Raw genomic sequence first — 26697 nt, forward strand, 5'->3', positions numbered from 1 at the left:
AGGATATGAACGAATTTGAACTTTGTCCACGCTTTGAAAAAGCTACAACAATCCTAAGCCAACGTTGGACTGCGCTTATTTTGTACCAATTAATGTCCGGTCCGCAGCGCTTTTGCACAATGACTGACAAGCTCGGAGTAAGTGGTAAGACATTGTCCGAACGGCTTAAAGTTTTAGAACAGCAAGATTTTGTCATTCGTAATGTTTACCCAGAAACACCAGTTCGAATAGAATATTCATTAACCGAAAAGGGCATGTCGCTCACACCGATTATGAAAGAAATTGAGAATTGGTCGAAGACATGGATTAAACAGGAAGACCCGGTTGACCAAAAATAAGGCCGCTTTGCATCTATTTGCATCGGCTCTATTTTTTTATAACGAATTCAAAAACCCCTCAATTTGCTTAGATGTTTTCAAGTAATGCACAGTCTTCCCTTCTTTCGCATAAATCTTCAGGCGCTGTTTCATTTTCTTTTTTCTAGGCCGATATGTCGTGAGGATGAATTTAATAAATGCCCAATCGATTTTTTCAACGCACCCCTCGCCAATATCATCACGTGTTTTTCCGTGAAACTGCACTCTTCGCTTTAGAACACGAAATAAGCAAACAAGAAGCGGAAGTTCCAAGTAGATGATCGTGTCTGCATTTGCTTCACGAATTGCGAATGTCCCTGCATAATTTCCTTCTATAATCCATTTCTCATTTTTAACGACGTGCTGTTGGGCTTCCCTAAACTCATTAAGCGGAGCTTCCACCCATCCTGGTCTCCAAAACAACCGATCTAAATGGGTCACTTCAATCTCTGTAAATTCTCCTAATCTCCGCGCAAACGTTGACTTCCCAACACCTGAACCCACCCCGATGACCATGATTCTATTCAAAGTCACATCTTCCTCCCATTCCTTTTCTAAAAACTTCCAAACACAGTCAGCGGAAGTTTGCTTTTATGGTATTATTATCAGTAACTTCATTATCTTCCATCAAAGGACTGATATCAATAATGGCCAATCCCAAATCTATATCCAAAAGAAAATTGTTTTTCATCATTAGTTTCGTGTTAGTTCTACTTACTAGCTTTCGTATTGCTTGGATAAGCCATTATAAAACGCCCATCCATCCAATTGCGGAAGGCGGGGTCTTAGATTTAAGGAATTATGAACTTACAGACGATAAAACAATTAAACTAGATGGTGAGTGGCTATTTTATCCCAATCAATTCATAGATGCTAAAACGAATCCAGTGCATGATTTCATTTCTATACCTGGAAACTGGAGTGAAGCATCAATTGGTAATCATATAATAAATTATGCTACATACAGAGTGAAAATCTTACTTCCCGATCAAGACAATCAAGATTTCGGCATACGAATTCAGGATATTTCATCAGCTGCTCGTATTTACGTGGACGGCACCCTTATTACCGAGGTCGGCCAACCTTCTACGTCAACGAATAACTATAAAAGTAAACTAGGGACCTATAAAACTCGCTTTTATACTAAGAACAATGAAATAGACTTGACGATTCAAGTTGCAAATTATGAAAATCCGCAAGTAGGCGGTATTACGAAATCTATAAAGTTCGGAACAGGAAAAGCGATTGATCAATCAGTCAATTTTTCACAACTGCTACAGTTATTAGTCGCTATTATTTTGATTGTACATAGTTTATATGCCGCCGGTTTATATCTGGTGGGCAAAAACAAATCTCAAAAAGAACTTTTATATTTTGCGCTTTTACTGCTTTTTGCTACTTTCTCCATACTTGTTGATGAAGATAAGCTATTGCTTAGCGTCTTGCCCATTGATACAAGATGGTCTCTAATTCTTTTATACGTTTCATTTGCTGGTACCGTCTATTTCATTTTGAAGTTTATCAAACATGCCTTCATGATTAACAGTAATGTTTTTCGATTATTATTCAGGACATATGCTCTGTTAACTTTTTTACTATTCATATTACCATTTCAGTATATTGAATATGTAGGCTCTAGCATCATGCTTTTAAATGCATTTTCATATTCATTTATCTTTGTCCATGCAGTAAAACTAATTAAAAACGGGAATAAGGATGCTATTTTTATATTGCTTGCGAATATTATTAATCTCTTTAATGTCTTATGGGGGATTGCGATCAATGCCAATATGATTGAAATCCCATATTACCCGTTTGATTATCTACTCGCGATCGCTGCTTTTGCTGGCTTTTTATTTATACGACATTTTCGTGTCATTAGTCTGAATGCAGAACAAACCAAGGCGCTCCAAAGAGCAGATAAGATGAAAGATGATTTTCTTGCGAATACATCTCATGAATTACGGAATCCGCTTCACGGAATGATTACGATTACAGAGACTGTTTTAAACGATACAGAGGGCCCGTTAACAGATCAAAATAAGGAAAACTTGGAACTACTCGTTCGTTTAGGTAAGCAGATGACATTTACGCTTAATGACCTTCTTGATATCACACGTCTACAGGAACAACAGATTCGTCTTGATAAAAAAAGTGTGAATTTATATGCGGTTACTGCTGGGGTACTTGATATGACTCGGCACTTAACAGTGGGGAAAAAGTTACAGCTAAATTTAACAATCCCTTCTACTTTCCCTGAAATAAAAGCAGATAAGAACCGTCTGATTCAAATCTTGTTCAATTTGATCCAGAATGCTGTTAAATTTACGGATGAAGGAACAATTACAATACATGCTACTTATCAAGACGACATGGCAACGATTAAAATTGCCGATACCGGGATCGGAATGGACGACCAGTTCCAGCAGTTAGTGTTCCAACCCTATCAACAGGCGGATTCTAGTACAACATCTACCGGAAGCGGTATCGGTTTAGGATTAAATATCTGTCAGCAATTGGTCGAATTACATGGTGGCAAAATTTCTGTAACGTCCACATTAGGCAAAGGTTCTGTGTTCTCTTTTACCATTCCATTGGCTGAAATGTCTACTAGCAGAACTGATCGCAAAGTGGAAATGGAAATAGCTGCTTCTACTCGTATTGAAGCAGATATTAAGCCTCTTCCACCATTAATGAACAAAGACTTAAAAAAACCAAACGTATTAATTGTAGATGACGATCCAGTAAACCTTAGAATTTTAGCTAATCTCCTTGCAGCGGATTATAATATTGTCACAGCAACAAGTGCTGAGGAAGCCTTAACACTAGTAGATAAGGGTGAATGGGATCTGATCATTTCCGATGTAATGATGCCTAAAATCTCTGGTTATGCATTAACAAAAACCATTCGCAAGCAATTTACCATTTCTGAATTACCGATTTTACTACTCACTGCGCGGCATCAAGTTGAGGATATCTATACAGGATTCCTTGTTGGCGCCAATGATTATGTGTCAAAACCAATGGATGCGGTCGAATTAAAAGCACGCGTAAAAGCGTTAACGACTTTAAAGCAATCGATTAACGAGCAATTTCGCCTGGAAGCTGCTTGGCTTCAGGCACAAATACAACCACATTTCTTATTTAATACATTAAACACCATTGCTGCCTTGGGTGAAATCGATACAACTAGAATGCGCAAATTGCTTGATGAGTTTTCAAATTACTTGAGAAGAAGCTTCGATACACATAATACGAGCTCTCTTATTCCACTTAGTCATGAGCTCGACTTAATACAATCCTATCTGTTTATAGAGAAGGAAAGATTTGGAGATAAAATACAAATTGAATGGCAAATAGATGAAAATCTTAAATTTCAAATCCCGCCACTATCCTTACAAACAATTGTTGAAAATGCCATTCGACATGGCGTCTTAAAACGCAGGAATGGTGGTACGATTTGCATACGTATTACCGACCATGGGGACTATTATAAATTAGCAATTATTGATGATGGTGTGGGTATGAGCCAGGAAAAAATACAACAGATTCTTAGTGAACACCCTACTTATATCGGTGGTGTTGGCCTATCAAATACCAATCGCCGATTAAAAAAGTTGTTTGGGAAAGGGTTGACGATAAATAGTGAACCCAATTCGGGAACGACTGTTAGTTTTCAAATTCCAAAAAACTTTTAAATGAAAAAGCTTTCTCATGCCGGATAGTCATGTGAAAGCTTTTCATTTGTTAATCGGCGAACTATTTATCGTTGCCTTATAGCCTCTATGAAATTTCCTCTGTTTTATAGTTTACTTGCACTTGATAGGGATTTCCTTGCACTCGCGGCTTGTTTGCTTGCACTTAAGCCCGGTTTGGTTGCACTCATCAGGCATTTGCTTGCACTCAAACGTATTTGCTTGCAAGTCGGGACTATACACCTATCGTTATTTACTTGAAAATCATTTAACGATAAAAAAAGGAGTAGCCTACTTATTTACACGCTAGCCTTCCAAGCAGATTATATGGTTTAACTTCCCATGTTTCATAAGGCACAAAACTTTCCGCCTTCATAGCATCTAATGTACGGGATCTCATATGTGGGCGGGTTATATAATCGTGAATATTTTGTTCAGTTAACTCAACAAATTTAGCTTCTTGTATTTCTTCTGGCTGTATGATGATTTCTCCGCTCACATAATCAGCTTTAAAAACAACCGATAATAGATTCATAGTTGCGTTATAATAAACACCTGTTATTCCTATAGGTCGAACAACAATACCAGTCTCCTCAAAAATCTCCCTGCAGACCGCTTTATCTAACGGTTCTCCTTCTTCCACCTGTCCACCAGGCGCTTCCCATGTATCTGATCGCCAATGGGTTTTCACTAGCAAAGCTTCCCCTTTTTCATTTGTGACATAGGCTGAAACTGCGATAATATGTTTTGGATGTTCTTGTCCCAATTTAATGCTCCCCCTTTAAAGAACAGTTCACCTTTTTACTTTAAGTATTCATTCGCATCGACCACTGTACACACCCCGGACTCCTCCAAAAACTGTTTAATCAGATGCACGTGGCTACCGCCTATTAATAACAGTACGCGATCCCTGGAACTTGTAATGAGTCTTCTGATATTCGTATATAGAATCAAATTTCGTTTGTACCACCAAGTTAACCAATCCATTGCGTAATAATCTTTCGCTTTTCCAATCATCGCAAATTCCATGTAAAATTGGTGCAGCATTTCAACCATTTCCACTTCATTCACACGCTTATAGCCTTCTAGAATCGAGAGCCTAGACCATTCTTCAGCCTCACGTTGCATCGGTTCCAGGTATGCTGTCATGAGTTTCTTATAGCGTTCGGGTTCATATTCTTCTGCATACTGAAGAATATCGCCAATTGGTGCACTTTCACTATCGTCCCCCCCCCAATCAACACAAGAAACTTCGCTGATGTCCGATTTTTCGGCTAAAGGGAAACCGATGATTTCTATTTCATTTTCTGTTGGTTGCAGTTCACCTCGTTGATACTTTTGGTAACTTTCATTGACCATCGATTGCATGTCACATTCTGCTTCGACAGCCAGTTTTGTTGGATTAAACCGACTTAGTGCATTAACAACTTCCTTTGCTTGCAACATTACATCTCTATCGTTATCGGGTTCTATACTAATTAAATCCGGTGTACTTCCTAAATGATACGCCCCAACAATCATCACTTCTGGTTTCATATTAACGCTCCCCTTATCCTAATGATATTAAAATCGTAAGTATTCTTCACACATTCCACCTTGGTGTAGTCCCAATACTTTTATTTATTTGTATATTCATCATATAGTGGAATACTTTTCCACTCCACAGGCGAAGTATGGATTTTCATCTACGACTTGAGGCTGACTTCATTTTAGGTAACATAGGAATTAGGAATTGCTTGCACTCGACAGCAATTTCCTTGCACTCGCGGCTTGTTTGCTTGCACTTATGTCGAGTTTGGTTGCACTCATCAGGCATTTGCTTGCACTCAAACGCGTTTGCTTGCAAGTCGGGACTATACACCTGTCAAAATATTAAGCAAAACATCAAAAAAACGTGAAACGCGCTTAGTAGCAGCGTTCCACATTTTATATTACTTCCTTTTTAGTCCGTGCAAGTCCAAAATAAGACAAAACAGCAATCAATGCCGATACAAAGATGATCGCACCCATTGGAATTGCCGTTTCTTCACCCGCAACTCCGACAAGCGGTGCTGTAATTGCGCCCAAAATAAAAGGCAGTAAACCGAGTAAAGCCGATGCACTTCCCGCAATATGCCCTTGTGATTCCATTGCCAATGAAAAGGATGACGTGGAAATGACGCCAATTGACGTAACGAAAAAGAAAATCGGAATAACAATAGATAGAAGCGGTCCATTCAACAAGACTGCAATGAGTAACGCCGTTCCTGAAGTAATGGACAGTAGCAAACCGATTTCTAAAAATTGTTTTTCGGTCAATACGCCCGTCAGTCTCCCAACTGTTTGCGCGCCAATGATTAACCCTATTCCATTCATTCCAAATAACAAACTAAACATTTGGGGCGAAACTTCGAAAATGTTTTGGTAAACAAAAGGTGTTCCAGCAACATACGCAAAAATTCCTGCCATGATAAATCCTTGCGCCATCGCATACCCCATAAACTCACGGTTTTTCAGTAAAGACAGAAAGTTTTTTAATGTAGACGATAGATTACTAGGTACACGCGATTCTTCCGATAATGTCTCGTCCATTCGCCACATGACGACCGCAAATAGTACAATGCCAATGACGCTCAATACCGCAAAAATTCCCGTCCATTCCGTAAACGCAAGAATGCCGCCACCTAGGACAGGCGCTAGAATTGGCACTAAATTATTAATGAGCATGAGGAGTGCGAAAAACTTCGTCAATTCCCTTCCGCTATAAACGTCACGAACAATCGCTCTTGAAAGAACAATCCCAGCAGAGGCTGCAAATCCCTGTATAAACCGAGCTGCGATGAAAAATCCGATACTCGGTGAAAAAACGCATAGTAACGAAGCAATAATATAGACAATAAGTGCAAACAGCAGAGGCTTTTTCCGGCCATACACGTCACTCATCGGGCCAAGAACAAGTTGTCCTAACCCTATTCCTAAAAGACTCGCAGTTAAACTCACTTGTACAAAGGAAGCCGTCGTGTCAAAAGCTTCAACAATCGTTGGAAATGATGGCAAATACATATCGATTGTTAACGGTCCCATCGCGGCCAACGATCCAAGAAGTAAGGCAAACCGTAGGCGCTTAGATCCTTTTAATGATGATTCCAGGGTTATAACCTCTTTTCTCTATTACATTCAATTATTCAATATGCACTATACTGCACAGAAGTACATCATTATAACATCTACATACCTTGCTGGATAGAGTCTAGAAGTACAAACAGCTGCTGACTCAATCGAGTTCGCAGCTGTTTCATTATAAACGAGGATCAACCGGATCTGATTCCAACGCAAGCGTGGCAAGCACACATTCATGGACTCGTTCTAGCGATTCACCGCCCACAAATCTTTGAAGGCCTTCGACACCTAAAGCAAATTCCCGTAACGCGAGTTTTTGTTTTTTTCCTGCGCTCCGCTTTTTCAATCGGACAAGATTTTCAGGAATTAAGTAATCCATCCCATAGATGATATTCAAATACTTGCGACCTCTAACTTTGATGGCTGGTTGGAGTAGTTTCCCTTTACTTCGGGCAATGAAGAACTCCGGCTTAATCACGATTCCTTCGTGTCCGTCCTCGGTCATCTCTTGCCACCAAGCAGTCACTTCCTGTTCACTACTATCATCTGTAATAACCTTGTACGCTGTCTGAACAAACAGAGAGGAGCCTTCCGCAAATTCTTTATTCATTTCCATATGCCATACATGCGGCTTGTCAAAAAATGTTTGATTGCTATGCGCTAACACATGAAACGGTGCGATTTGAATAGCTACTGTTTCTTCAGCGTCCCAACAATACTTTTGGAACACTTCTTTGAACGTTTTTGCGTGTTCCAGTTTCTCGTCGACCTCTACCAAAAATCGATTCAAGTCCTCACTTTTTTCTGCCGCGGATGCTAATTTCTCTTTTAACTTCATCCGATCAAGAATAGCGTTTTCTGAGACATGGGCATACTGTTCGCTGATTAAATCCTTCGCCTTTAAATTCCACGGCATGATTTCAGCATCTAATAGAACATAGTCGGTCTCGTATTTTTTAAAATACCCTTTAGATTGTAGTTCATCATTTAACCGCGACAGAATTTCGGTTTCTTTTCCTTTATCAAAGAAACGTCTTCCTGTTCTCGTATAAATAACACCCAAAACCGATGTACCGATTGTTCGTTTCGCCGTTTCTGTATCTTTAAATAACAATAAAACCGCTCGACTGCCCATATGTTTTTTCTCAGCAATCATCGTATGGATACCTTGACTTCGATAATAGGCAATTGCTTCTTTTGGATGCTCTAAATAAACAGGTTCCGATGAGGTGGCAGGCGTCGGGCTCATTGTAGGTGGAATATAAACAAGTTGCTCCAATGGAACCGTATAATGGGAAACAGTGTCAATTGCTGGCTTCACAATATCTGGATGAATTTTCACTTCACCTAGTTGTTCCGTCGAGACTGAAAATCCGTTTATGAATTTACCAATATTCGGTGGATCTAGTCGCTTTTCTTTCCATTTAATTAATGGATTATCTGCAGCGCCAGAATAATCATGGGTTACTTTCACCATTGTAAATTCTTTTTCGGGATAACGATAAGCGGTTAATTTCCCTCCAAACACAGCACCTTGATCAATATTGATCGTATTATTGATAAGAAGTGGTTGCGGTTTTGGATCATGTCCCCAAATAATTACCGCACTTCCTTCATGATGGATTGTCCAATCTTTTCGAACCGGTTTGCCGTCCTCATTAAATCCGTCTGTGTCTCCATATCGGCAGAAATCCTGTATTTTTGCTGACTGCTTGCCGATATACTTATCACGAATACCTGCATGCGTACAGATCGCAGTCGGAACCCCGTTCTGCGTGATTACGTAATGAGACGGTGCTTGCATAAGAAAGTCCTTTAACAACTGCTTCGTTTCAATCGTTTTTTCTGCACCGTATCGTGCTTCGTAGTCCAGAAATTCAGCAACAACTTTTTCATCCCCGTGATTCATCGTTACGTCACGACCTTCAAGCCATCTGGCAACCTTCCACCCGTGATTGCTATCAATCATATATGCCAATCCCTGTTCAACATGCCTTTGCATAAACAACATTGTCTCAAGTGATTTTGGACCTCGACTCATCACATCGCCAAGGGATAGAAAAGACCTTCCTTCTGGGTGAATAAAAAGACCGTCCTCATCCTTCGCATATCCAAGCTTAAGAAGAAGCTGGATCATCTCATCGAAGCACCCGTGAATATCACCAATCACATCGATCCCATTCCCAACATCAATCATCAATGGATTTTCCCGTCTTACCAGCTCAATCTCTTCTACTGAATCGGTGAAAAAGATGGATTTAAAACCGTCTTTCTTGATAAAACGCTTTTCCCGCTTGAGTGTTTGAAATTGTTGTTTTATGCGCCTCGTTTCCCGTGAATTTTCACGCCCGCTATTGCGTTCCAGTAAGACTTCTTGTGCTACATCCAAAACAATCGCAACCGCTGGGACATTATGCTTCGCAGCCAGTCTCACGTATTTCTTTCGGTCATCGGGATGCAAATGAGTCGCGTCGATAAACGTTACTTTATTTAAACGGCATCTCGCCTCGACAACATTGTCCATCATATTGAAAGCTTCAGCAGAAATGGCCTGGTATTCATCGTAAAGACCATCCGCTTCATCTTTCGGCCGATTTGCCCAACTGATAAAATTCGTATCTCCAACAATTTCCCTGTAATCATCTGAACTAATCACTTCGGAAGCTAATATTTTTTCTTCATCAATCCAGTTATTCAATAACGTTGATTTGCCGCTATTGGAAGCACCGACAAGTAACACTAGCCCGGAATAAGGAATCGTAATTTTCATGATGCATCCCCCTTCCTGACAAACTTGCACATTTGTGTTGGATGGCCATACACTTCATGCGCTTCTCCGATGCCTTCAAATTCGAGTGTATAGTTCCCTAAATGATTCCAATCCGTGCAAGACTTTTCAAACTCTTCTCTTGTCCATTCAAACCGGTGATCGAGATGTCGTTTCGCATCTGTCATATCATAAACCGCATTATATTCTTGGTTTGGCGTGGTGATAATAAGGGCTTGGGGTTTATAGTCATCAACGATTAGATGCATCGCTTTTAATAGCCGTTCTTCGTCGATATGTTCAATCACTTCACATAAAATGATGACGTCTTTATTCTCAAGCCTTTCATCATAATAAAATAACGAACCCCACATCGTTGTCGGCTCAACAAATCCTTCTTTATCTTGAATCTTTTCAAACCGCTTTACAGCTTTCAGGGTTTCTCTTTCAGAAGGTTCGACTGCTAGTATTTCCTTGACGCCGTCTACGAACCCTAACCTCTCAGCCAATTTCCCTTCACCTGAACCAAAATCGACAACTGATTTTTTTGCAGGTAAATTGTCTATTGTTTTAATAATTTTTTCGTAGCGTAAATCATTCAGACGCGGTGATTTCGGTAATTTATCCACTTCTTCTATCTCAGCATTTTCTTCCATCAAGCTATAGATTTCTTTGAACCGAAGCGCTTTTCGAATGATAAATTCTCTTTCAGGATGAGTATCTAGCCATCCCTCTCCGTAGCGCTGAATTTTTTCGACTTCACTTTCGTCAATGAAATAATGTTTATAGTTATCCATAACCGGAATAAGGACAAATAATTGCTGAAGGGCTTTCTGGAGTGTCACTTCCCCTGAAATCGTTAAAAAACGCGCTGTACTATTAGCTTTTAGTTGAAATGAGTAGTCTGTTTCACCATATTCGATGTCAACTTGATAACCAAGCGGTTCAAAAAGACTTCTAATTTTCGAATCCGAAAAATCCGAAACCACTGGACCAAAACTGAATTCAAATGAGAAGGGGATATTTACCCATTCAACGAATTCCTCTTTTGGTTGACCATTCAAAGCCGTTCCCAATGCAGATCGGATAAGCGACGTAAAAATACTACTTACCGCGAATTCACGGTCGTTAATATAATGCACAATATCATATGCATTCGATGAATGTTTAATAAGCGCCAACGGATCTGGCGTTACAAAAATCGTCACATCAAGTTCCATCTCTGTAAAGGTACTATAAAATAGGCGAATGAAGTGCCCCTTGTTTTTTCGCTCGTAAATATTATTCGGATTTTTAGCAAGTAAATGTGAAATGACTTTCACGTTTTCACCCGTGGCTTTAATCGTTAATTGCACGTCGGTCTCTCCATTCTCAAATCGATAAGTTCATGCTTTTTCTTAAACCCAGCAGCTTCATATAGATGAATCGCTTTTTCGTTTTCTTTCTCAACAGACAGCGTAATATCCTTAATTGATTCATAAGAAAATAGATGATTTAAAGCAGCCTGAATCAGCTTCGTCCCTATCCCTTGTTTTCTAAACTTATCAGAAACAGCAACATATTCAATCGAACCTTCCCCCTGCTCTGGTTCAGCTTCTACATAGACATACCCTTTAATTTCCATTCTACCATTTTTTATAATCAATAACTGATTATATTCATCTATACGACTTATGATCTTCTTCGCATTATAATATGTAGTTGGAAATTCCGTTTCGTGGATTTCCGAAAATGAATTTTCAAAGGCTACATCGTATTTTTCAATTTCTCTATGATAAGTCTCAACAAACTCATCACGTTCTGCTTGTAAGATATAATGATTACCCTTTTCGATTCCACCAAGGTTCAAAACAAATTCTTTACCGATTTTGTTTTCCTTATTAATAAAAAAGAATAGTTTCTGCGGGACTTCTGAATAGGAAATTACCTGTTTAAATAGACTTTCTGCAAGGGATAACTTGCTTTCATCTTTTAGAAATGGCCCCCACACCTCAGCGCTCAAATCCTCTTTATCAATGTCCAATCCCATTGCGCCTACAATAATGCTATCTTCATACGCAACTGCAAATGAGTTCGCTAAATCCAAATCCGAAAAGTCATGCATTAAGTCATGTAGAATCGATTCTTTTTCGCTACCGCAGTAGCCAATATGTTGACTTGATTCATTGTTTACCTCGGCTAAAAATGAGGCAAGTTCTTCTATATCAATTGGCGGTGTAATTGTTATCGTCATAATGCTTCAGCTTCCTTACTACTATTTTTTATGTACTTCATAGATTGAAAAACAATTCATGTAAATGATTCCAATTGTCGGCAACCCATTTGTTTTCTGCTTGAAACCTTCTGAGCGGGATCGAATCATTCTCTTTTTCAACTTCGAGCATAGTCGCTTCTTTCCACCAGGTTAGCTTAATGGACCTCACAATTTTATCGGCACTTAAGCGCTGGGTTTCTCGATAACCTTGGGCAAAAGCTGAAACCTTCTCCAAATCCATTTCCCCCTCATAAAGACAACAAGAAAGAATGGGTCTAGAAATATCAAACTCTTGGTATACATAGTGCATCCGGTCAAAATCGAGAATAGCCGAAACTGAGTCCTTCTTGAATAAGATATTATCCGCGAAAAGATCCCAATGCGCCCATCCAGTTTCGCATGGAGAAAACATAGATAAGTCAATGTCCTCGATGAGCTTTAGTTGTTTTTCCAAAGCCAAAACAGTACTTTCGCAACCAATGGAGTTGGCTTCCTTCCATCTTTTTTGCCAGCTTTCAAGCATACTTTCCTTCGATAGAATATCCCAATGCAAAGGCAACTTCGACTGTTGATAATCATTTAGTATCTTGTGCATTCTACCGACAATTTGTCCAAGATGGAATAGTTGTTTGACATTCGCTGTTCCTGGCTTGATGACTTCACCGTCACACATTCTCATGATTACGAAACGTTCACCATGTGGTGTTAATAAAACGTACTTCCCTTCATATGACATTAAGCTTGGACAAGGAATTCCTTTCTCGTTAAGGTATGTTTGATGTTTTAAAGAAGTTTCCAACCCCTTAATCATGTTGTCAGGATAACGCGTTTTATTGTATTGTTTTACAAATAAATCACCAATATTCGTTTGAATCTTCCATTTCAAATTCATATAGCCTAACTTAATTTCACAAAAGCTCTCTATACGAATTCCAAAAATAGTAGTCATCGTTGCGAATATATCTTCTCGAATGAATCGCTCAATTTCTATTTGGGGCTTGTCTTGAATTGTTGTGAAGGTCATGACTCCCCCTCCTATTTCTTCTTAGAACTCTTTTTCATTAGAAGCGCTAATCCAAACGTAAATAAAGTAATAATCGTCAGAATAAATTTCAAGTCAACGACAGGCTTAAATTTTACATTGTCGGATGTAATCTCATAAACCCCCAACGGTTTGACAGAAATATATCCTCCGCCCCCTTCGCCTTGCGCAACTGGAGAGTTTTCACTTTCTCCGGAATAACCACCGCCGCCACCCACATAATAATCGACTTTCGCCACAGGAAGCACTTTTTTATTTTCAAGTTCAATCGGTTCACCGTACACCAATGAAACATCCTTATATTTGGCAAATTTATCAAAAATCACGCCAATGGGCGAACGATTAATTGTTGCTGTATTTGTAGTAGCATCTATCCTATTTGTCTCCATATCTTCATTTCCTCCTATAAAAGTTATTTACCAATCTTCTAATTTAGACAAATAAGGTTCAATATAACTTCTAGACCCGGAAGCAAGATCTTTCGGCAATTCACCAAGCGGATAGTACCGAAGATCCAATGATTCAACTCCATCTATGACAAGTTCACCTTTGATATCCCGTGTTGCATAAACAGCCGTGACAGAATACAATTCATCACCGTTCGCGACTTTAAGGTAAAAGTCTTCACCTGAGAAAATACCCATTAATTCTAATTCTCCTACTACAAGCCCTGTTTCTTCTTGCACTTCACGCCTGGCCGTTTCTTCCATACTTTCTCCGAGTTCCATAATCCCACCCGGTAATCCCCAGCCGCCGTCTGATCTGTGCTGCAGAAGTATTTCATTTTGTTCGTTCAGCATAATCACAACCGCGCCCGGTAAAATAAGCGGTCGATTCCCAACTAATTTACGTAATTCCCTAACATAACCCATTATTTTATCTCTCCTCAAATTTCTGCGAATAAAAAAGGATTCGAGATTTGCACCTCAGAATCCTTTAATTAAATGAAAATGTATCATTTTTGGTAAAAGATTTTTATTTATAACACACTTTAACGTCTAATTAGGCATCAATATAATCTGCATAGTTAGTGTTTATAACCGTAATATTATTATCCGGAATTGGTTCAGTTTTATGGGGTCTTCCGACATTTGAATCGTTGGTAATAAGGGGCCCACTCGAAACTGCTGATATCGTGATATTAAATATCAATAATACTATCGCCAAATGATTTCTCATTCATTTAACCTACCCTTCATATAATCTTTTATATGACTTCAAGCATATTTTCTGATATTCATATGCTTCCTTATATCTATTATTTTCTGCTAGATAGGTCACAAAATGTTCCGTAGTAACTTTTATCCACTTTGGATTGGAAACTCCTAGGAACATTTTGATACTTTGTTTAATTAACTTTTCATATGAATAAAAGTCCTCTACTAAATAATACATTTTGGCCTTCAGGAGTTGTATGTGGGCCATATCAGTATCGGATTGGACATGCTCTTTCGAATACTTCACATAGTCATTAAAACTTTTTACGTCTTCAGTTTTCAAAAATATATTCAGCCTTATTCTTAATGACACAAAAATATCATCACTTTTCATCTTTTCTTTTAACTCTATAGCAGTATTGATAATCTCAAGTGCCTTTATAAAGTTTTTTTCTTCTATATAGACGAGTGCAAGATTATGATAAAGCTTAGACTGTGTATCCATGGATTGTTCTCTTAAAACACTAAAACCTTTATTGATGTATTTTCTCGCTTTCGCATATTCACTTCTTTCAATTAATAAAGCGGCAATTAGATTATAGCTGTCTCCAGCCTTATTCCAATCGTGAAGATCCATATAAAACCTTTTTGCCTTTTGAGCATATTCAAGTGCTTCTACATATTGATATAGGCTATAATGCGCCAATGATATATTATAAGTTAGTTTTGCTTGTACAAAGTCATCTTTATTTATCTCCAATAACTTTTTAAAAAAATCGATACTGACTTCATACTCTTTTTTATAGTAATTAAATAGCCCAGAAGCATAATAGTGTTTTTCAAGCATGATTAGACTTAGGTCTTGTAGCGGGATTTGTAAATAAGCTATATTGCTTAAAAAATGCTCCTGCGCCTCGGGAATATTCGCAAACTTATGTAATTTTAAGTACTTTAAAAGATTAAAATTTAATTCTTGATGGAATGAAGATATATATTTAAAGTTCGATTCATTTGACCTTATTAATTGTTTGATTTCCTCATATTTTCCCGTCTTTAAGTACTCGTCACACTCATTTAATAATTCCCCTAACTCCTCATCTTCCATATTGAATTCTAGAAAATAAGTCTCGGGAACATCCAATCTTCTAGCTAGTAATTGTAGTACATCAGAAGAAGGTTTGAAACGGTCATTTTCAATATTGCTGTAATGTGAGGGCGAGATAATTCCATGACTAGCTTTATTTTGAGACAAGCCTTTATTCGTTCTAATTCTTTTAATTCTATTGCCGATATACAAATCTCAAACCCCCTTCGAAAAGGCTGACAGTTACTATATCATCACTCTGTTTACTTCAATTTCACTTTCCATGAATTGACCATCCTTTATTTCGAATGTACGATCACCATACCGTAATATTTCAAGGTCATGTGTAACAAACAGGATTGTTTTACCCTCCGCCTGACATTCTTTTAATATTTCAAGTACTTGATTGCGTGAGGCTTCATCTAAGTTTCCGGTCGGTTCATCACAAAGGAGGATCGATGGGTTATTTAAAAGTGCACGTGCAATTGCAACACGTTGCTTTTCGCCTCCAGATAAGTTTTTCGGGACTGCGTTCTTTCGACCTTCCAAGTTAAATTGGGTTAACAGTAACTCTGCACGAATCCGCAATTCCGCTTCCTTTTGATACGGCCATTCAGGAAGCATTACGTTTTGTAAAGCTGTATAGGCAGGAAATAGTTTGTAATCCTGATAAATAAAGCCGATATTTTCACGACGAAATTCACGTTTATCTGCTTCATTAAGCTCTTGTATTTTAGTCTTTCCAATTTCAATATGTGCCCCTTCATCGGAAAGCAAAATACCCGATATACATTCCAGCAGGGTTGTTTTACCCGAGCCGGACGGACCGATAATATTCGCCCATTCTCCTTTTTTCACATGAAATGTGACCTGATCAAGAATTGAATTCTTTTCGTGTTTTGATTCATACGTTTTACTTAATGATTTAATCGAAACATCCACAGCAATCACCCTTTCCTACAAGTCTATATTCTCATACTGATTTAACGCTATAGGACTGACGCATTTTGTTTATAATCAAATACAAGGCCAACTCCGAGAGGGATACAACAATAAGAAAAAAGGCAAAAGACATCCCAAGACAAATCATTAACATCGATACGCTAAAACCCGTTAGATTAACGATAAATAACAAACTAAGTGATGTACCAATTAGAATGATTAAACTCACCCAAATAACGATTTCTTTTCGGAAAAAACGTGTGATATCACGGTTATGCCAACCTGTTAAATAAAGAAATTCCATTTGATCACGACGAGCTTCCCATAATTGAAATAGCGATTCAACTAATGTAAATATCGTCAGTGCTATAATTCCGACAACTAATGCCACGTATTGTCCATCCATTTGCCAATGAATGTATTCACCTAAGTTTGTTTCTGTTATTCTCTTTATTGTAACGGCAGAAAACGTGATGATAAATGACAGAAGTCCTGTAGCTATTAATAATTGCAGCCCAGCCGCCATTATATGCGATCGATAATAGCGAATGTTTGTTAATGTAAATGACTTAAGTGGTTGTGAAGAATTATTTCGATCCGCTAATTTTTGGGTAAACCGATCAACCACCAGTTTAATCAAAAATAACAGAAGAATTGCCCCACTAAATCCGATCCATAAAATGTTTTCAAAACTAAAAAATAGTAATAAGACTAGAAGACTTAGACTGATGCCTAAAACCATTTGTACGAGCCACTGATTACGGTAAAAACGACGAATTGTAGATGCTTTCCACCCGATGGTTTCAAACCGAAGCCTTTCCTCCATCTGTTCAACGTCCATTGTTCGAAAGCGAGCACTCATTGCGATTACTGAAACAGCAAGAAATGAGAGCGCAATGACAATCGCAAAAAGGTTCCAACTATTGACAATTCTATCCGCAGCGCCTAACGTCGTCCACGGTTGAATGACTGTCCCAATTTCTTCTACATTTACAGACATTTCTTTATGCGATGCCCCAGCAATAATATCAACATGTAATCCTTTTGTCTCAATTTGTGCAGCCACATCACGAATTTTCGTAGCAGCCTCTTCTGTATATCCACTAATTCCAGCTACTTTCACTCGGATTGCATCAATAGGGGCATTTCCCTTAAACCGCTCAGCCCATTTGATGGGGACAAGTCCATGAGCAGGCATTGGCAAAAAACCTCCAGGATGATTTGTCGGTTGAAGACTGGCGCCAGTTTCCTCATGAAGTCCATAGTCAAATTGGTAAATTCCAAGAGGACTTGCTGCTAAGTTTTTTTCCGCTTCACCAATAGATATTTGATCGACCTGAGCAAAGTAAACGAGATCACTATTATCTCCACTAACATCGTAGGCCTGGTGCTCAATTGCCTCAATTGACCTGTGAATAGGTATTTCATTATCCCAGTCTTGCAAAGGAACAGATAATTCTCCTTCGTCCAATTTATAGGGAAGGGAAGAAGCACGATAAAAAATGTTTTGGGTTTGAAAACCGGAACTATGTCCAACCTCTCCATGGAGATTAATATCATAATCTTCGCCCATTACAACATCGAACTCTTCATTTACCATATACCAATCATTTTCAAAAGGACTTAAGTATTTTGTAAAATCAATTGTATAAGTCTCTTCTTCTACAGTTTTTAATTCTGCTAAAAACTTTTCTACTTTTAGACGATTATCTTCATCGCCTAAAAAAGATACTTCGCCCAGTGAATAATCATCCCTAACCCCAACTTTACGTTTCAAGTCCTCAATTTCTTCTAGTGTTACATCAAGTAATTCCATGTTAATTTTTGTTTTAATTGGCGTCGGTGAATCGGTTACATCTAGTAAAGGTACGTATTCTGCTTCATCAGGATACAAATTTAAATGGGATAAATCGTCACTTTCCAAGATGGAAAAGTCAATCCCAGTTAACGCCATTTCCGACTGTGGATCGATTGCGACAATAGGGTGATAGGAAGGGGGAAGTTCCAAACTAGGGTATTTGTAAGTGTTAAAAACATTCATTAATTCCCTCGGATAAAATGATTCAAAGTTTATAAACGGTTCTGATGAAGGGAATAAATAATATGCCACTTGAGGCTCTGCTGCTAAATAGGTAAAATGACCGTCGCTTGTTTCGTTTTTAATCGTATAGCGAACAGGTCCATTGGGTATCGGTAATTGATAGGTGTGGTCGATTTTTGTAAAAAAACCAAGTGAGGCTACTGGCGCAGCAAATTCAATCCGTTCGTCTTGTGCTATTTCCTCCCATGTTTGTATCGTAATTCCGCCATCACCTACACCTAGGTAGTTTTCCTCCACAAGACCAAGTGTTTTTTCAATAGGAGAAGATTCATGCGGGCGAACGAGTAAATCATAGTGTCCACGTGAATAATCGACGATATCAGTCTGTACCTGTTCATTCGCCTTCGCTAAAGTCATAATGGCGACTGGGACGAGTGTAAGCACGATAACTAATAATACTACAGTAGCGATATGTGAGCGGAAAGCGTGCAATATCTGACGCGAGTACAGTTTGAACATGGAATCCCCCTTCACCCTATTGAGATAGTTTCAATGACAAAAAAATACTCATATTACATTCGTGCTAATGTCCCCATACAATACCACTTACACACATAATATTCAATGTACTGCGACGATTATAAAAGTTCGGTTAAAATTGGTAGTTTAAGTGAAATAAATATAACAATGTTTGTAATTAGACAAACATTTTCAAGAAAGGTTTCTTTTTGTTTCCATACCTTTGCTTGGTTTTGAAAAGAACACCAAAAATCTTCATTTTTTGCCGACAAGACAAAAGGATTCAAGATAGCTAATCTCGAATCCTTATATCTGATAAGAATTTCATTTTCTTTTATTAAGGTGAGCTAGTAATATCCACAATACTATAAGTACAATAAACCCAACAACCATAATCGGAACACCTATGCCCAAGGAGCTTTTATTCCCCGCATACTCGCCGTCCCTTACTGCTCTCTTATGCTTTCCTTCCTCGTCTTCAACAGCAATTGCTTCGTCAGTAGAAACCCCTTTAATTGAATAATAGTTAGTTCCTTTTTTGTAGAAGTTTGAAAAGTTACCCGAATAGGTTCCTTCCTTGTCGCTGTATTTCGTTACACGCCCAATTTTCTCATCAACTTCTTCCACAAATTCATCGCTTATTACATAGACATAACCATCCCAAACGACAAATGGATAGGCCCAGCTAGCCAAAGACTTATTTGGTAGTAATGATGTACAGACGAACAGAAATACGAGTGCAACAAAAAAGGATTGCCTATTTCTCATGTACTCCCTCCAAACTTCTTATTCATTGAAGATACCTTCTAGCGGTTCCCACGGATAGACTTTTGCTTCAAACTTTCCTTCAATTACAGCAGGATCATTATCGGCAAAACGTTGTGCTTCTTCCAAAGTCTCCACTTCTAGAATAATCAACCCACCCGTATGATCCATAAAAGGACCACCTGCGATTAAAATCCCCTTCGCCAAAGCTTCTCTAACATATTCCCGATGTGGAACAAGTCCCTGTTTCCAATGTGGTTGCCCTTCTAGCCAAGCTTTAGCAGTCGTGAAATGAATTACGCATTTCATTTTGTGAAGCCCCCTTAATTACTTATCAGGATAATTTTTCAGTTAAAAATTATACCCTTTATTAACAATTAATTTTGATTAAAATGCCACATCTGTCTCATAGGAGTTTTGTCATATTCCATTTTGTACTTTTCCATTAATAAATGATCTAAAACATCCTCGATTACATCAATATAAAAAGTAACAATCACATGACAATACGCTAATGCAACATGATCTGTTAGCTGCTTGGCAAATTGATCTAAAGGTTCAATATGTTCATCTTTCACCCTGTTTTTCGAATAAACTTTGACAGTTATCAAGTTTGTTCTTAACTCATCCTCACTAATTTCTGTTCCATTAGGTAAGTTCAAATCATCAGTTTCCGCTTGGCGATTTTCATCGAAAATAATCATTCGATATATATCATTTCCAAATCGAATATCCCACACTTCTAAATCTTTGAATCTTAGGATTCGCTCAAAGTAATCCATCATTTTTTCGCCCCCCCCGGTCTTAACTTCATTCTAACCGAACAGCAAAAAAAGCCTAGAGAATATTCTCCAGACTTTACAGCATATCTATTTAATTTGATTTAGCGCCTAACATTGCCCGAAATAGTTTAGTTGAGTACGGATGTGAAAAGGTAAATTCCTGATTCACTTTCGAGCTTTCGTCAACAATCTCGCCACTTTTCATGACATAAATTCGATTACACATATAGGTAACCGCTTTTAAATCATGCGCTATGAAAAGTATTGCCATGCCAGTTTCTCGGTTAATGTCGATTAGTAAGTCAATAATCTCTTTTTGAATGAGTCGGTCTAGGTTGGATACGATTTCGTCGCATATTAGTAGTTTAGGGCGAACGAGAATCGATCTAAGCAAGTTAACTCGTTGTCTTTCCCCACCGCTTAATTCAGATGGTAGCTTCTTTAAATGTTCTTTTGACAGTTTTACTTTTCCAAGCATGTTCAGGATATATGTATCGCGGTCTTCCTTCATGTTACGAAGTGGTTCCAGTAGAGTTTCGTGAACGGTCCACGATGGATTAAGCGCAGCTGAAGCGTTTTGAAAAATGAGTTGGCACTTTTCGTAAAAGACTTTCGATTTTATCACAGGGGCTTCATTCAAGGAAATGGATCCAGCATCCCGTTTTTCCAACTGCATAATTATTCGTGCTAGCGTACTTTTCCCGCTGCCACTTTCCCCGACGAGTCCGACAATCTCCCCATCCCCAACCGTTAAATCGATATCGTGGAGAACCTGCTTGCCATTACTCCGATACGTTTTTGAAACATTTTCTACTTTCAGCAATGGCATCTCCCCCGCTTTCTTTAGAATCGACTTTCCAACAATCGTTTTGTATACGTATTTTTTGGTCTTTCAAACACATCCGCTACAGTTCCAATTTCAACAAGCTTCCCTTTGTGCATGACGACCATTTCATCGGCAACTTCTGCCACAATGTCTAAATCATGCGTAATTAAAAGAATTGTCGTTCCTTGTTTCTCATTTAAGCCTTTTAATAACTCGATGAATTCTTTTTGTAGGATTGTGTCTAGTGCGGATGTTGGTTCATCGGCAATTAGTAACTCCGGTTCGACATATAATGCACATGCAATCATGCATCGCTGCAACATCCCGCCCGATAATTCGAATGGATACTGTTCCATGATTTCTTTCGATAAACCCAGGTCATCCAAAATATCGACCATCTTCACGCTAAATTCCAAAACGCTATCCTGAATCCGCCGACCTGAAAACTCGTATAATTGCTTGCCCATTTTTACAGAAGGATTAAAGCTATTTGCTGCGTCTTGGAAGATCGTGAATATTTGTGAACCTCGTATTTTAGATATCTCTTTATTCGACATTGTCAGTAGGTCTTTATTAAGAAACAAGGCTTGTCCTGTCGATTTTGCACCTGCCGGTAAAATATCGAGTATCGCGGAAACTGTCACGCTCTTCCCACTGCCGCTTTCACCAATTATCGATGTTATTCTTCCCTTCGGCACAGAAAACGAACTCGCATCGACAATTTTTTTGCCGTTGATTTCTATTGAGAGTTGATTTACCTTAAGCACTGAACCGCCTCCGTTCCGGATCTTTCAACCCCTCCCCAATGAAGTTAATCGCTAGGATTGTAATGAAAATTAAAATACCAGGAAACAGGCCAATCCACCAAGCACCAATTAAAATATCATTTTGCGCGTAGTACAACATATTTCCCCAAGACGGAATCGCAGGTGGTACGCCGATGCCGAGAAAGCTTAAGGATACTTCGATGAAGATTGCGCCTGCGAAGTTAAACAAAGTGACGACAAAAATTGCGGGTACACTATTTCGAAGTAGATGACTAAATATGATTTTCCAAATCGGCGTCCCAAGCATTTTGGCCATTTGAACAAATTCGGCGTTTTTTAACCGTATAAATTCCGAACGGACAATCCGTGCAGTCGTCAGCCAACCGGTTAACCCAATAATCAGTGCCATCCCCCATATGCCGCCTTGCATAAATGCTTGAAACGCAAGAATAATGACGAGGGATGGAATTGTGATGAATACCTCTAGAAGCCGCATCATCGCGGTATCGACAAATCCGCCGACATACCCACTAAATCCACCATACAGTACACCAATTACAAGCGATAAAAGTACAGAAACAGTCGCAACTGTGAGTGTCACTTTTCCACCTTCCAATAAACGAGAAAAGACGTCGCGTCCAAGATGATCCGTGCCTAGTAAATGACCGTCTCCGGGGGATAAATAGACTTCATCAAGATTCATATCATTCGGTTCATAAGGCGCGAGCATACCAGAAAACACAGTCAAAAATACAATAATTCCAAGGACAATACACCAAAAAATAAGTGTTTTTCGTGATTTCATTTACTGTACGCCCCCTTTTCGTAGCTTGGGGTTCAATGAATACATAATGAGATCGATGATAAAAAGACTAACGACAACAAGCATGCCAATAAACAGAATACTTCCCATGAGAAGTGGAAAGTCCTTCGTTACAACTGATTTAACGGTTAATTGACCTAATCCATTCCATGAAAAAAGGGATTCGATAATAATCGATCCTCCAAAGAATGATGGAATCGTCATTCCGATATAATTCAAATATGGGAATGATGCATTGCGTAAAATTCCTTTTCGGATTTCTCGTTCCGCTACCCCATTGGCACGCGCAACAGTCACATAGTAATTACGGCTTTCTGCTTTAATGCTTTCTTGTAGAAAACGTGCATAAATACCAATATGAGTAATGATAATGACGGAAGCCGGTAAAACGAGATAGCGTAGTTTATCCCAAAAACCGCCCTCGCCCCCAATATCGCCAGTTCCCGATGAAGGTAGCACACCGAGTTTTACCGCAAAAAATGATATAAATAATATACCGAGCCAAAAAGCAGGGATTGAAGATGTCGCGATACTTGCTGTTGATAGACCTCTATCCCAAATAGATCCTGCTTTCATGCCTGCTATCGTTCCGAGCCAAGTTGAGCCAACAACGATGAAAAACATCGTCACGCCAAAAAGCAGTAATGTATTAGGGAGCCGTTCCATCAGAATTGTCGTGACAGGTCGCCCTTCACTATAGGATATTCCTAGATTTCCTTTGATTGTTTCCGCTAACCACGAACCGTATTGTGCCGTAATCGGACGATCGAGCGAAAAAACACGGCTGATTCTTTCCTTTTCAGCCGCGTTCAATGTTTGTGCATTGCCGCCGTAAAAGGCCGTTGCCGGGTCGCCTGGCGCAGCATGCATGATGAAAAAAGAAAGGAAGCTGACGACGAGGAGAACCATTATCCCCATCATCATTCGCTTCCCAATCCATTTAACAGTCATTCCATGTCCACTCCTCGACATTCCAAAGGAAACCGGAACCGTGATGGCCAAGAACCCGTTCTTTTACACCGCTTATATTTTTGTTGATACCGTAGACTGCATTTACATAGGCGATGTAGTCATACGGCGGATCTTCTGCAAGCGCCTCTTGTAATGCTAAATATATATTTTGTCGGTCATCCGGATTTTTTGTCAAACGACCTTGTTCCAGTAGTTTGTCGACTTTTAGGTTTGAATAGCTCCCATAGTTATAGCCGGTACTATTCAAACTCGACTCGTCCGAGTGGAATAGAATATGTGTGTGATGATCTGCATCATACGGACTTCCCCAGCCAATCATAAACGCATCGGTCTCTTCAATTGTAATCGCACCCCAATCGAGTGCAGCAACACTCACATCCGCGCCGATTTTCTTAAATCCTTCCGCCACATAGTTTGCCATGTTCACACGCACTGCATCTGAGGCGGGAGATGTAATCGTAAATTCCAGTTTTTCGCCGTCTTTATAACGAAAACCGTCAGTCGTTTCTTCCCAACCTGCTTCGTCTAACAACTGTTTTGCTTTTTCAAGATTATATTCGTATTTCTCAATGTCTTCATTTTTATAAGCATGTTTTTGAAGCGGTGAATAGGCTTCTGTGCCGAACCCTTTTAAAATGCCTTTAACAATTTGTGTACGGTCTGTCGCATAACTAAATGCACGCCTTACATCTGCATCTTTCCAAAGATCTTTGTTCATATTAAATAACATTGCACGGTAATCGGCGGAATCGACATTGTATATCTTAAGATCTTCCACCTTCTCCATTTCCACAACTTGAACAGGATCTAACAATGCGATATCCACTTCGCCTGATTTCAGTTGCAGTGCACGAACATTACTATCTGAAATAAATTTAAAAATCACCTTTTCAATCGACGGCTTTGTTCCGTGGAAATCTGGATAAGCTTTCAAAGTTAAACTATTTCCGCGGTCCCACTTATCGAACATATATGGACCAGCACCAATTGGTTGGCTATTAAATTCAGCGGTTCGCATATCCTTCCCTTCAAATGCGTGTTTTGGAAGAATCGGTACTGTGAGCTTATCCAAAATTGGGGTGAATTGGTTTTTTAAGATGACTTCGAGTTCGTAATCAGCTAATTTGACGAGCGAGTCCACTTCAGTGAAATCGGATTTCAAAAATGATGCATTGTTGTCATCCAAAATGCTTTCGATTGTGAAAATCACATCGTCAGCCGTAAGTGGCTCACCATCGTGAAATGTAATGCCTTCTTTTAATTTAATCGTATACGTTAGACCATCTTCTGATATGTTGACGGAATCTGCAATATCAGTCACTGGCTCGTTATTTTCGTTGAAGCGCATTAACCCGCGAAATAGCAGCGCATCGAGATTCGTCTCTTCTAGAATCGGATTCAAGCCATCGAATTCAGATTCAGACGCGTACACCAGTCTATTTTCTTTTTCTTTGGAGCTATTTGCACCTTTACTCCCACAGCTTGATAATAATAATAAAACCACAAAAAGTATTGTGAATAAATTCATTTTATTTCTAAACATAATGTCCTCCCGAAATCCAATTCCCTATCTATACTAATTATAATCTTCCCAAGCATACGATGTCTATGAGTACGCAACTGTCCTCCACATAATCTTTAATGCATTTCAGGATAAGACGGGGAAAATGGGGGAAAATAATCGTTGATCGAAACTATAGTGAAAGAGGAGGAATATATGTGAATGGAAAATGGGCTCTTACAGCGCTTGGTGCCGGTGCGGCGTACTTGATGCGAAACAAGAACGCACGAGATAAACTGATGAAACAAGTTGAATCGTTCACGGGCATGTCTATGGGGAGTAAGAAAAATTCTAGTTCTTCCTGAAACATAACTAAAACCTCGAATCATTTTTCGATCAACAAAGAAATCGGCATCCCGCTGACGGGTGCCGATTTTCTATTTTAAGTTGGGGCTGCAGTCCGTTGTTCGGAGCGGCCTACAATATGGATACTGATTTCATACAGTAACGCCATTGGAATCAGGACAATCAATTGGCTTATGAAATCAGGCGGTGTGATGAGCGCTGAAATAATCGCTAGTGACAAATACGACCATTTTCGAACTTTCTTCATTGAATCTGCAGTTAGCAAGCCAATTGTCGCTAAAAACATCGCAACGATGGGTAACTCGAATAATAATCCCAACGGAACGGTCGTCATCATAAGAAAGCTGGCGTATTCCTGTGCAGATACCATGACATTGAAGTTCATCGCCCCTAAAGAAACCAAGAAATTATAACTAAGTGGATTCACGACGAAGTAGCCAAAAGAAATGCCACCTATAAAAAGAAGAAACATGATCGGTGAATATAAACTTAGAAACTGACTTTCACGCTCATTCAGTCCTGGCTTCACAAATTGCCAAAGAAAATGACATAAAAATGGTAAGGCTAGACCGACTGCAAGTGCAGTTGAAATCGACATATAGAATTTGACTACTTCCAACGGACCAAGAACGATTAACTCATGCCCTCGTGTCACATGCGGGAACCAAATATTAATGGTCGAAAAGACGACGATAAAAAAGAGTGAAAAAGTAGCTATCCCCTTAATCAGTTGTTTCCTTAATTCGGAAAGGTGATCGACTAGGGATGAGTTTTCCTTGAATTCTTTTTTTTCTGGTTCTGCTTGGATTTCTTGAACTGTCTTTTCTTCAACTGTATTTGTTACAACTTCTACTGTTTGGATTGTTGGTTTATCTAGCGGGCTCATTATTTTACGATTATGATCTCCGTATGGGTCCATAAAATCACCTGCTTATCCTT

General features: G+C 39.0%; 25 protein-coding genes. 3 read left to right on the forward strand and 22 right to left on the reverse strand.

Annotation, left to right across the window (positions count from 1 at the left end; translation table 11 throughout):
* The first annotated feature begins 5 nt into the window (after positions 1-5).
* Positions 6-338, forward strand: a complete 333-nt coding sequence (locus tag AC25Y1_RS09175; protein ID WP_488147681.1) for a winged helix-turn-helix transcriptional regulator — start codon at positions 6-8, stop codon at positions 336-338.
* 36 nt (positions 339-374) lie between these two features.
* Here the strand turns inward: AC25Y1_RS09175 and AC25Y1_RS09180 are convergent, their stop codons facing one another.
* Complete coding sequence (locus AC25Y1_RS09180) at positions 375-884, reverse strand: P-loop NTPase family protein (RefSeq protein ID WP_488147682.1); 510 nt, start codon at positions 882-884, stop codon at positions 375-377.
* Between the two features lie 173 nt (positions 885-1057).
* Here AC25Y1_RS09180 and AC25Y1_RS09185 point away from each other — a divergent pair, with 173 nt between their 5' ends.
* Positions 1058-4054, forward strand: a complete 2997-nt coding sequence (locus tag AC25Y1_RS09185) for an ATP-binding protein (RefSeq protein WP_488147683.1) — start codon at positions 1058-1060, stop codon at positions 4052-4054.
* A 292-nt stretch (positions 4055-4346) separates the two neighbouring features.
* Here the strand turns inward: AC25Y1_RS09185 and AC25Y1_RS09190 are convergent, their stop codons facing one another.
* From AC25Y1_RS09190 to AC25Y1_RS09285, 20 genes are all read right to left on the reverse strand, one after another.
* Positions 4347-4817, reverse strand: coding sequence for an NUDIX hydrolase (locus tag AC25Y1_RS09190; protein WP_488147684.1), 471 nt, complete (start codon positions 4815-4817; stop codon positions 4347-4349).
* A gap of 35 nt (positions 4818-4852) precedes the next feature.
* Complete coding sequence (locus AC25Y1_RS09195) at positions 4853-5587, reverse strand: DUF5694 domain-containing protein (protein ID WP_488147685.1); 735 nt, start codon at positions 5585-5587, stop codon at positions 4853-4855.
* Between the two features lie 390 nt (positions 5588-5977).
* Complete coding sequence (locus AC25Y1_RS09200; RefSeq protein WP_488147854.1) at positions 5978-7180, reverse strand: Bcr/CflA family multidrug efflux MFS transporter; 1203 nt, start codon at positions 7178-7180, stop codon at positions 5978-5980.
* A 148-nt stretch (positions 7181-7328) separates the two neighbouring features.
* The gene (locus AC25Y1_RS09205; RefSeq protein WP_488147686.1) at positions 7329-9920 is read right to left on the reverse strand and encodes a polynucleotide kinase-phosphatase; all 2592 of its coding nucleotides are present in this window, start codon (positions 9918-9920) and stop codon (positions 7329-7331) included.
* Positions 9917-11272: a methyltransferase domain-containing protein gene (locus tag AC25Y1_RS09210; protein WP_488147687.1), complete on the reverse strand. Its 1356-nt coding sequence runs from the start codon at positions 11270-11272 to the stop codon at positions 9917-9919. Before AC25Y1_RS09210 ends, AC25Y1_RS09205 begins: the two co-directional genes overlap by 4 nt.
* A complete protein-coding gene (locus tag AC25Y1_RS09215; protein ID WP_488147688.1) occupies positions 11263-12150 on the reverse strand; it encodes a GNAT family N-acetyltransferase in 888 nt (295 codons plus the stop codon). The genes AC25Y1_RS09210 and AC25Y1_RS09215 overlap by 10 nt, the downstream gene beginning before the upstream one ends.
* Before the next feature lie 37 nt (positions 12151-12187).
* Complete coding sequence (locus tag AC25Y1_RS09220; protein WP_488147689.1) at positions 12188-13195, reverse strand: phosphotransferase; 1008 nt, start codon at positions 13193-13195, stop codon at positions 12188-12190.
* Between the two features lie 11 nt (positions 13196-13206).
* Positions 13207-13602, reverse strand: a complete 396-nt coding sequence (locus AC25Y1_RS09225; protein ID WP_488147690.1) for a spore germination protein GerW family protein — start codon at positions 13600-13602, stop codon at positions 13207-13209.
* A gap of 27 nt (positions 13603-13629) precedes the next feature.
* Positions 13630-14085, reverse strand: a complete 456-nt coding sequence (locus AC25Y1_RS09230) for an NUDIX hydrolase (protein ID WP_488147691.1) — start codon at positions 14083-14085, stop codon at positions 13630-13632.
* Positions 14086-14401: 316 nt separating this feature from the next.
* Positions 14402-15667 carry a helix-turn-helix domain-containing protein gene (locus tag AC25Y1_RS09235; RefSeq protein WP_488147692.1) on the reverse strand — a complete coding sequence of 422 codons (1266 nt, stop codon included), beginning with the start codon at positions 15665-15667 and terminating at the stop codon, positions 14402-14404.
* Between the two features lie 33 nt (positions 15668-15700).
* Positions 15701-16396: an ABC transporter ATP-binding protein gene (locus AC25Y1_RS09240; RefSeq protein WP_488147693.1), complete on the reverse strand. Its 696-nt coding sequence runs from the start codon at positions 16394-16396 to the stop codon at positions 15701-15703.
* Between the two features lie 31 nt (positions 16397-16427).
* Positions 16428-18956 (reverse strand): cation diffusion facilitator family transporter, encoded by a 2529-nt coding sequence (locus AC25Y1_RS09245; protein ID WP_488147694.1) that lies wholly within the window; start codon positions 18954-18956, stop codon positions 16428-16430.
* Between the two features lie 324 nt (positions 18957-19280).
* A complete protein-coding gene (locus tag AC25Y1_RS09250; RefSeq protein WP_488147695.1) occupies positions 19281-19724 on the reverse strand; it encodes a hypothetical protein in 444 nt (147 codons plus the stop codon).
* 18 nt (positions 19725-19742) lie between these two features.
* Positions 19743-20030 (reverse strand): YciI family protein, encoded by a 288-nt coding sequence (locus AC25Y1_RS09255; protein ID WP_488147696.1) that lies wholly within the window; start codon positions 20028-20030, stop codon positions 19743-19745.
* 68 nt (positions 20031-20098) lie between these two features.
* A complete protein-coding gene (locus tag AC25Y1_RS09260; protein ID WP_488147697.1) occupies positions 20099-20506 on the reverse strand; it encodes a hypothetical protein in 408 nt (135 codons plus the stop codon).
* Positions 20507-20594: 88 nt separating this feature from the next.
* Positions 20595-21326, reverse strand: coding sequence for an ABC transporter ATP-binding protein (locus AC25Y1_RS09265; protein ID WP_488147698.1), 732 nt, complete (start codon positions 21324-21326; stop codon positions 20595-20597).
* A 20-nt stretch (positions 21327-21346) separates the two neighbouring features.
* On the reverse strand, positions 21347-22096 hold the full coding sequence (locus tag AC25Y1_RS09270; RefSeq protein ID WP_488147699.1) for an ABC transporter ATP-binding protein: 750 nt from the start codon (positions 22094-22096) through the stop codon (positions 21347-21349).
* Positions 22089-22901 (reverse strand): ABC transporter permease, encoded by an 813-nt coding sequence (locus AC25Y1_RS09275; RefSeq protein ID WP_488147700.1) that lies wholly within the window; start codon positions 22899-22901, stop codon positions 22089-22091. Before AC25Y1_RS09275 ends, AC25Y1_RS09270 begins: the two co-directional genes overlap by 8 nt.
* A complete protein-coding gene (locus AC25Y1_RS09280; RefSeq protein ID WP_488147701.1) occupies positions 22902-23870 on the reverse strand; it encodes an ABC transporter permease in 969 nt (322 codons plus the stop codon).
* The gene (locus AC25Y1_RS09285; protein ID WP_488147702.1) at positions 23860-25434 is read right to left on the reverse strand and encodes an ABC transporter substrate-binding protein; all 1575 of its coding nucleotides are present in this window, start codon (positions 25432-25434) and stop codon (positions 23860-23862) included. Before AC25Y1_RS09285 ends, AC25Y1_RS09280 begins: the two co-directional genes overlap by 11 nt.
* A gap of 176 nt (positions 25435-25610) precedes the next feature.
* On the opposite strand from AC25Y1_RS09285, the gene AC25Y1_RS09290 reads away from it, so the two are divergent.
* Positions 25611-25757: a hypothetical protein gene (locus AC25Y1_RS09290; RefSeq protein WP_488147703.1), complete on the forward strand. Its 147-nt coding sequence runs from the start codon at positions 25611-25613 to the stop codon at positions 25755-25757.
* Positions 25758-25834: 77 nt separating this feature from the next.
* Here the strand turns inward: AC25Y1_RS09290 and tatC are convergent, their stop codons facing one another.
* Positions 25835-26677 carry a twin-arginine translocase subunit TatC gene (tatC, locus tag AC25Y1_RS09295; protein WP_488147704.1) on the reverse strand — a complete coding sequence of 281 codons (843 nt, stop codon included), beginning with the start codon at positions 26675-26677 and terminating at the stop codon, positions 25835-25837.
* Between the last annotated feature and the right edge of the window lie 20 nt (positions 26678-26697).

Source organism: Sporosarcina sp. Y1009, from assembly GCF_057669865.1.

Coding starts and splice junctions, on each gene's coding strand:
- AC25Y1_RS09175 (WP_488147681.1), top strand. CDS start 6: ATGAACGAATTTGAACTTTGTCCACGCTTTGAAAAAGCTACAACAATC.
- AC25Y1_RS09195 (WP_488147685.1), bottom strand. CDS start 5,587: ATGAAACCAGAAGTGATGATTGTTGGGGCGTATCATTTAGGAAGTACA.
- AC25Y1_RS09205 (WP_488147686.1), bottom strand. CDS start 9,920: ATGAAAATTACGATTCCTTATTCCGGGCTAGTGTTACTTGTCGGTGCT.
- AC25Y1_RS09215 (WP_488147688.1), bottom strand. CDS start 12,150: ATGACGATAACAATTACACCGCCAATTGATATAGAAGAACTTGCCTCA.
- AC25Y1_RS09220 (WP_488147689.1), bottom strand. CDS start 13,195: ATGACCTTCACAACAATTCAAGACAAGCCCCAAATAGAAATTGAGCGA.
- AC25Y1_RS09225 (WP_488147690.1), bottom strand. CDS start 13,602: ATGGAGACAAATAGGATAGATGCTACTACAAATACAGCAACAATTAAT.
- AC25Y1_RS09230 (WP_488147691.1), bottom strand. CDS start 14,085: ATGGGTTATGTTAGGGAATTACGTAAATTAGTTGGGAATCGACCGCTT.
- AC25Y1_RS09245 (WP_488147694.1), bottom strand. CDS start 18,956: ATGTTCAAACTGTACTCGCGTCAGATATTGCACGCTTTCCGCTCACAT.
- AC25Y1_RS09250 (WP_488147695.1), bottom strand. CDS start 19,724: ATGAGAAATAGGCAATCCTTTTTTGTTGCACTCGTATTTCTGTTCGTC.
- AC25Y1_RS09255 (WP_488147696.1), bottom strand. CDS start 20,030: ATGAAATGCGTAATTCATTTCACGACTGCTAAAGCTTGGCTAGAAGGG.
- AC25Y1_RS09260 (WP_488147697.1), bottom strand. CDS start 20,506: ATGATGGATTACTTTGAGCGAATCCTAAGATTCAAAGATTTAGAAGTG.
- AC25Y1_RS09275 (WP_488147700.1), bottom strand. CDS start 22,901: ATGAAATCACGAAAAACACTTATTTTTTGGTGTATTGTCCTTGGAATT.
- AC25Y1_RS09280 (WP_488147701.1), bottom strand. CDS start 23,870: ATGACTGTTAAATGGATTGGGAAGCGAATGATGATGGGGATAATGGTT.
- AC25Y1_RS09285 (WP_488147702.1), bottom strand. CDS start 25,434: ATGTTTAGAAATAAAATGAATTTATTCACAATACTTTTTGTGGTTTTA.
- tatC (WP_488147704.1), bottom strand. CDS start 26,677: ATGGACCCATACGGAGATCATAATCGTAAAATAATGAGCCCGCTAGAT.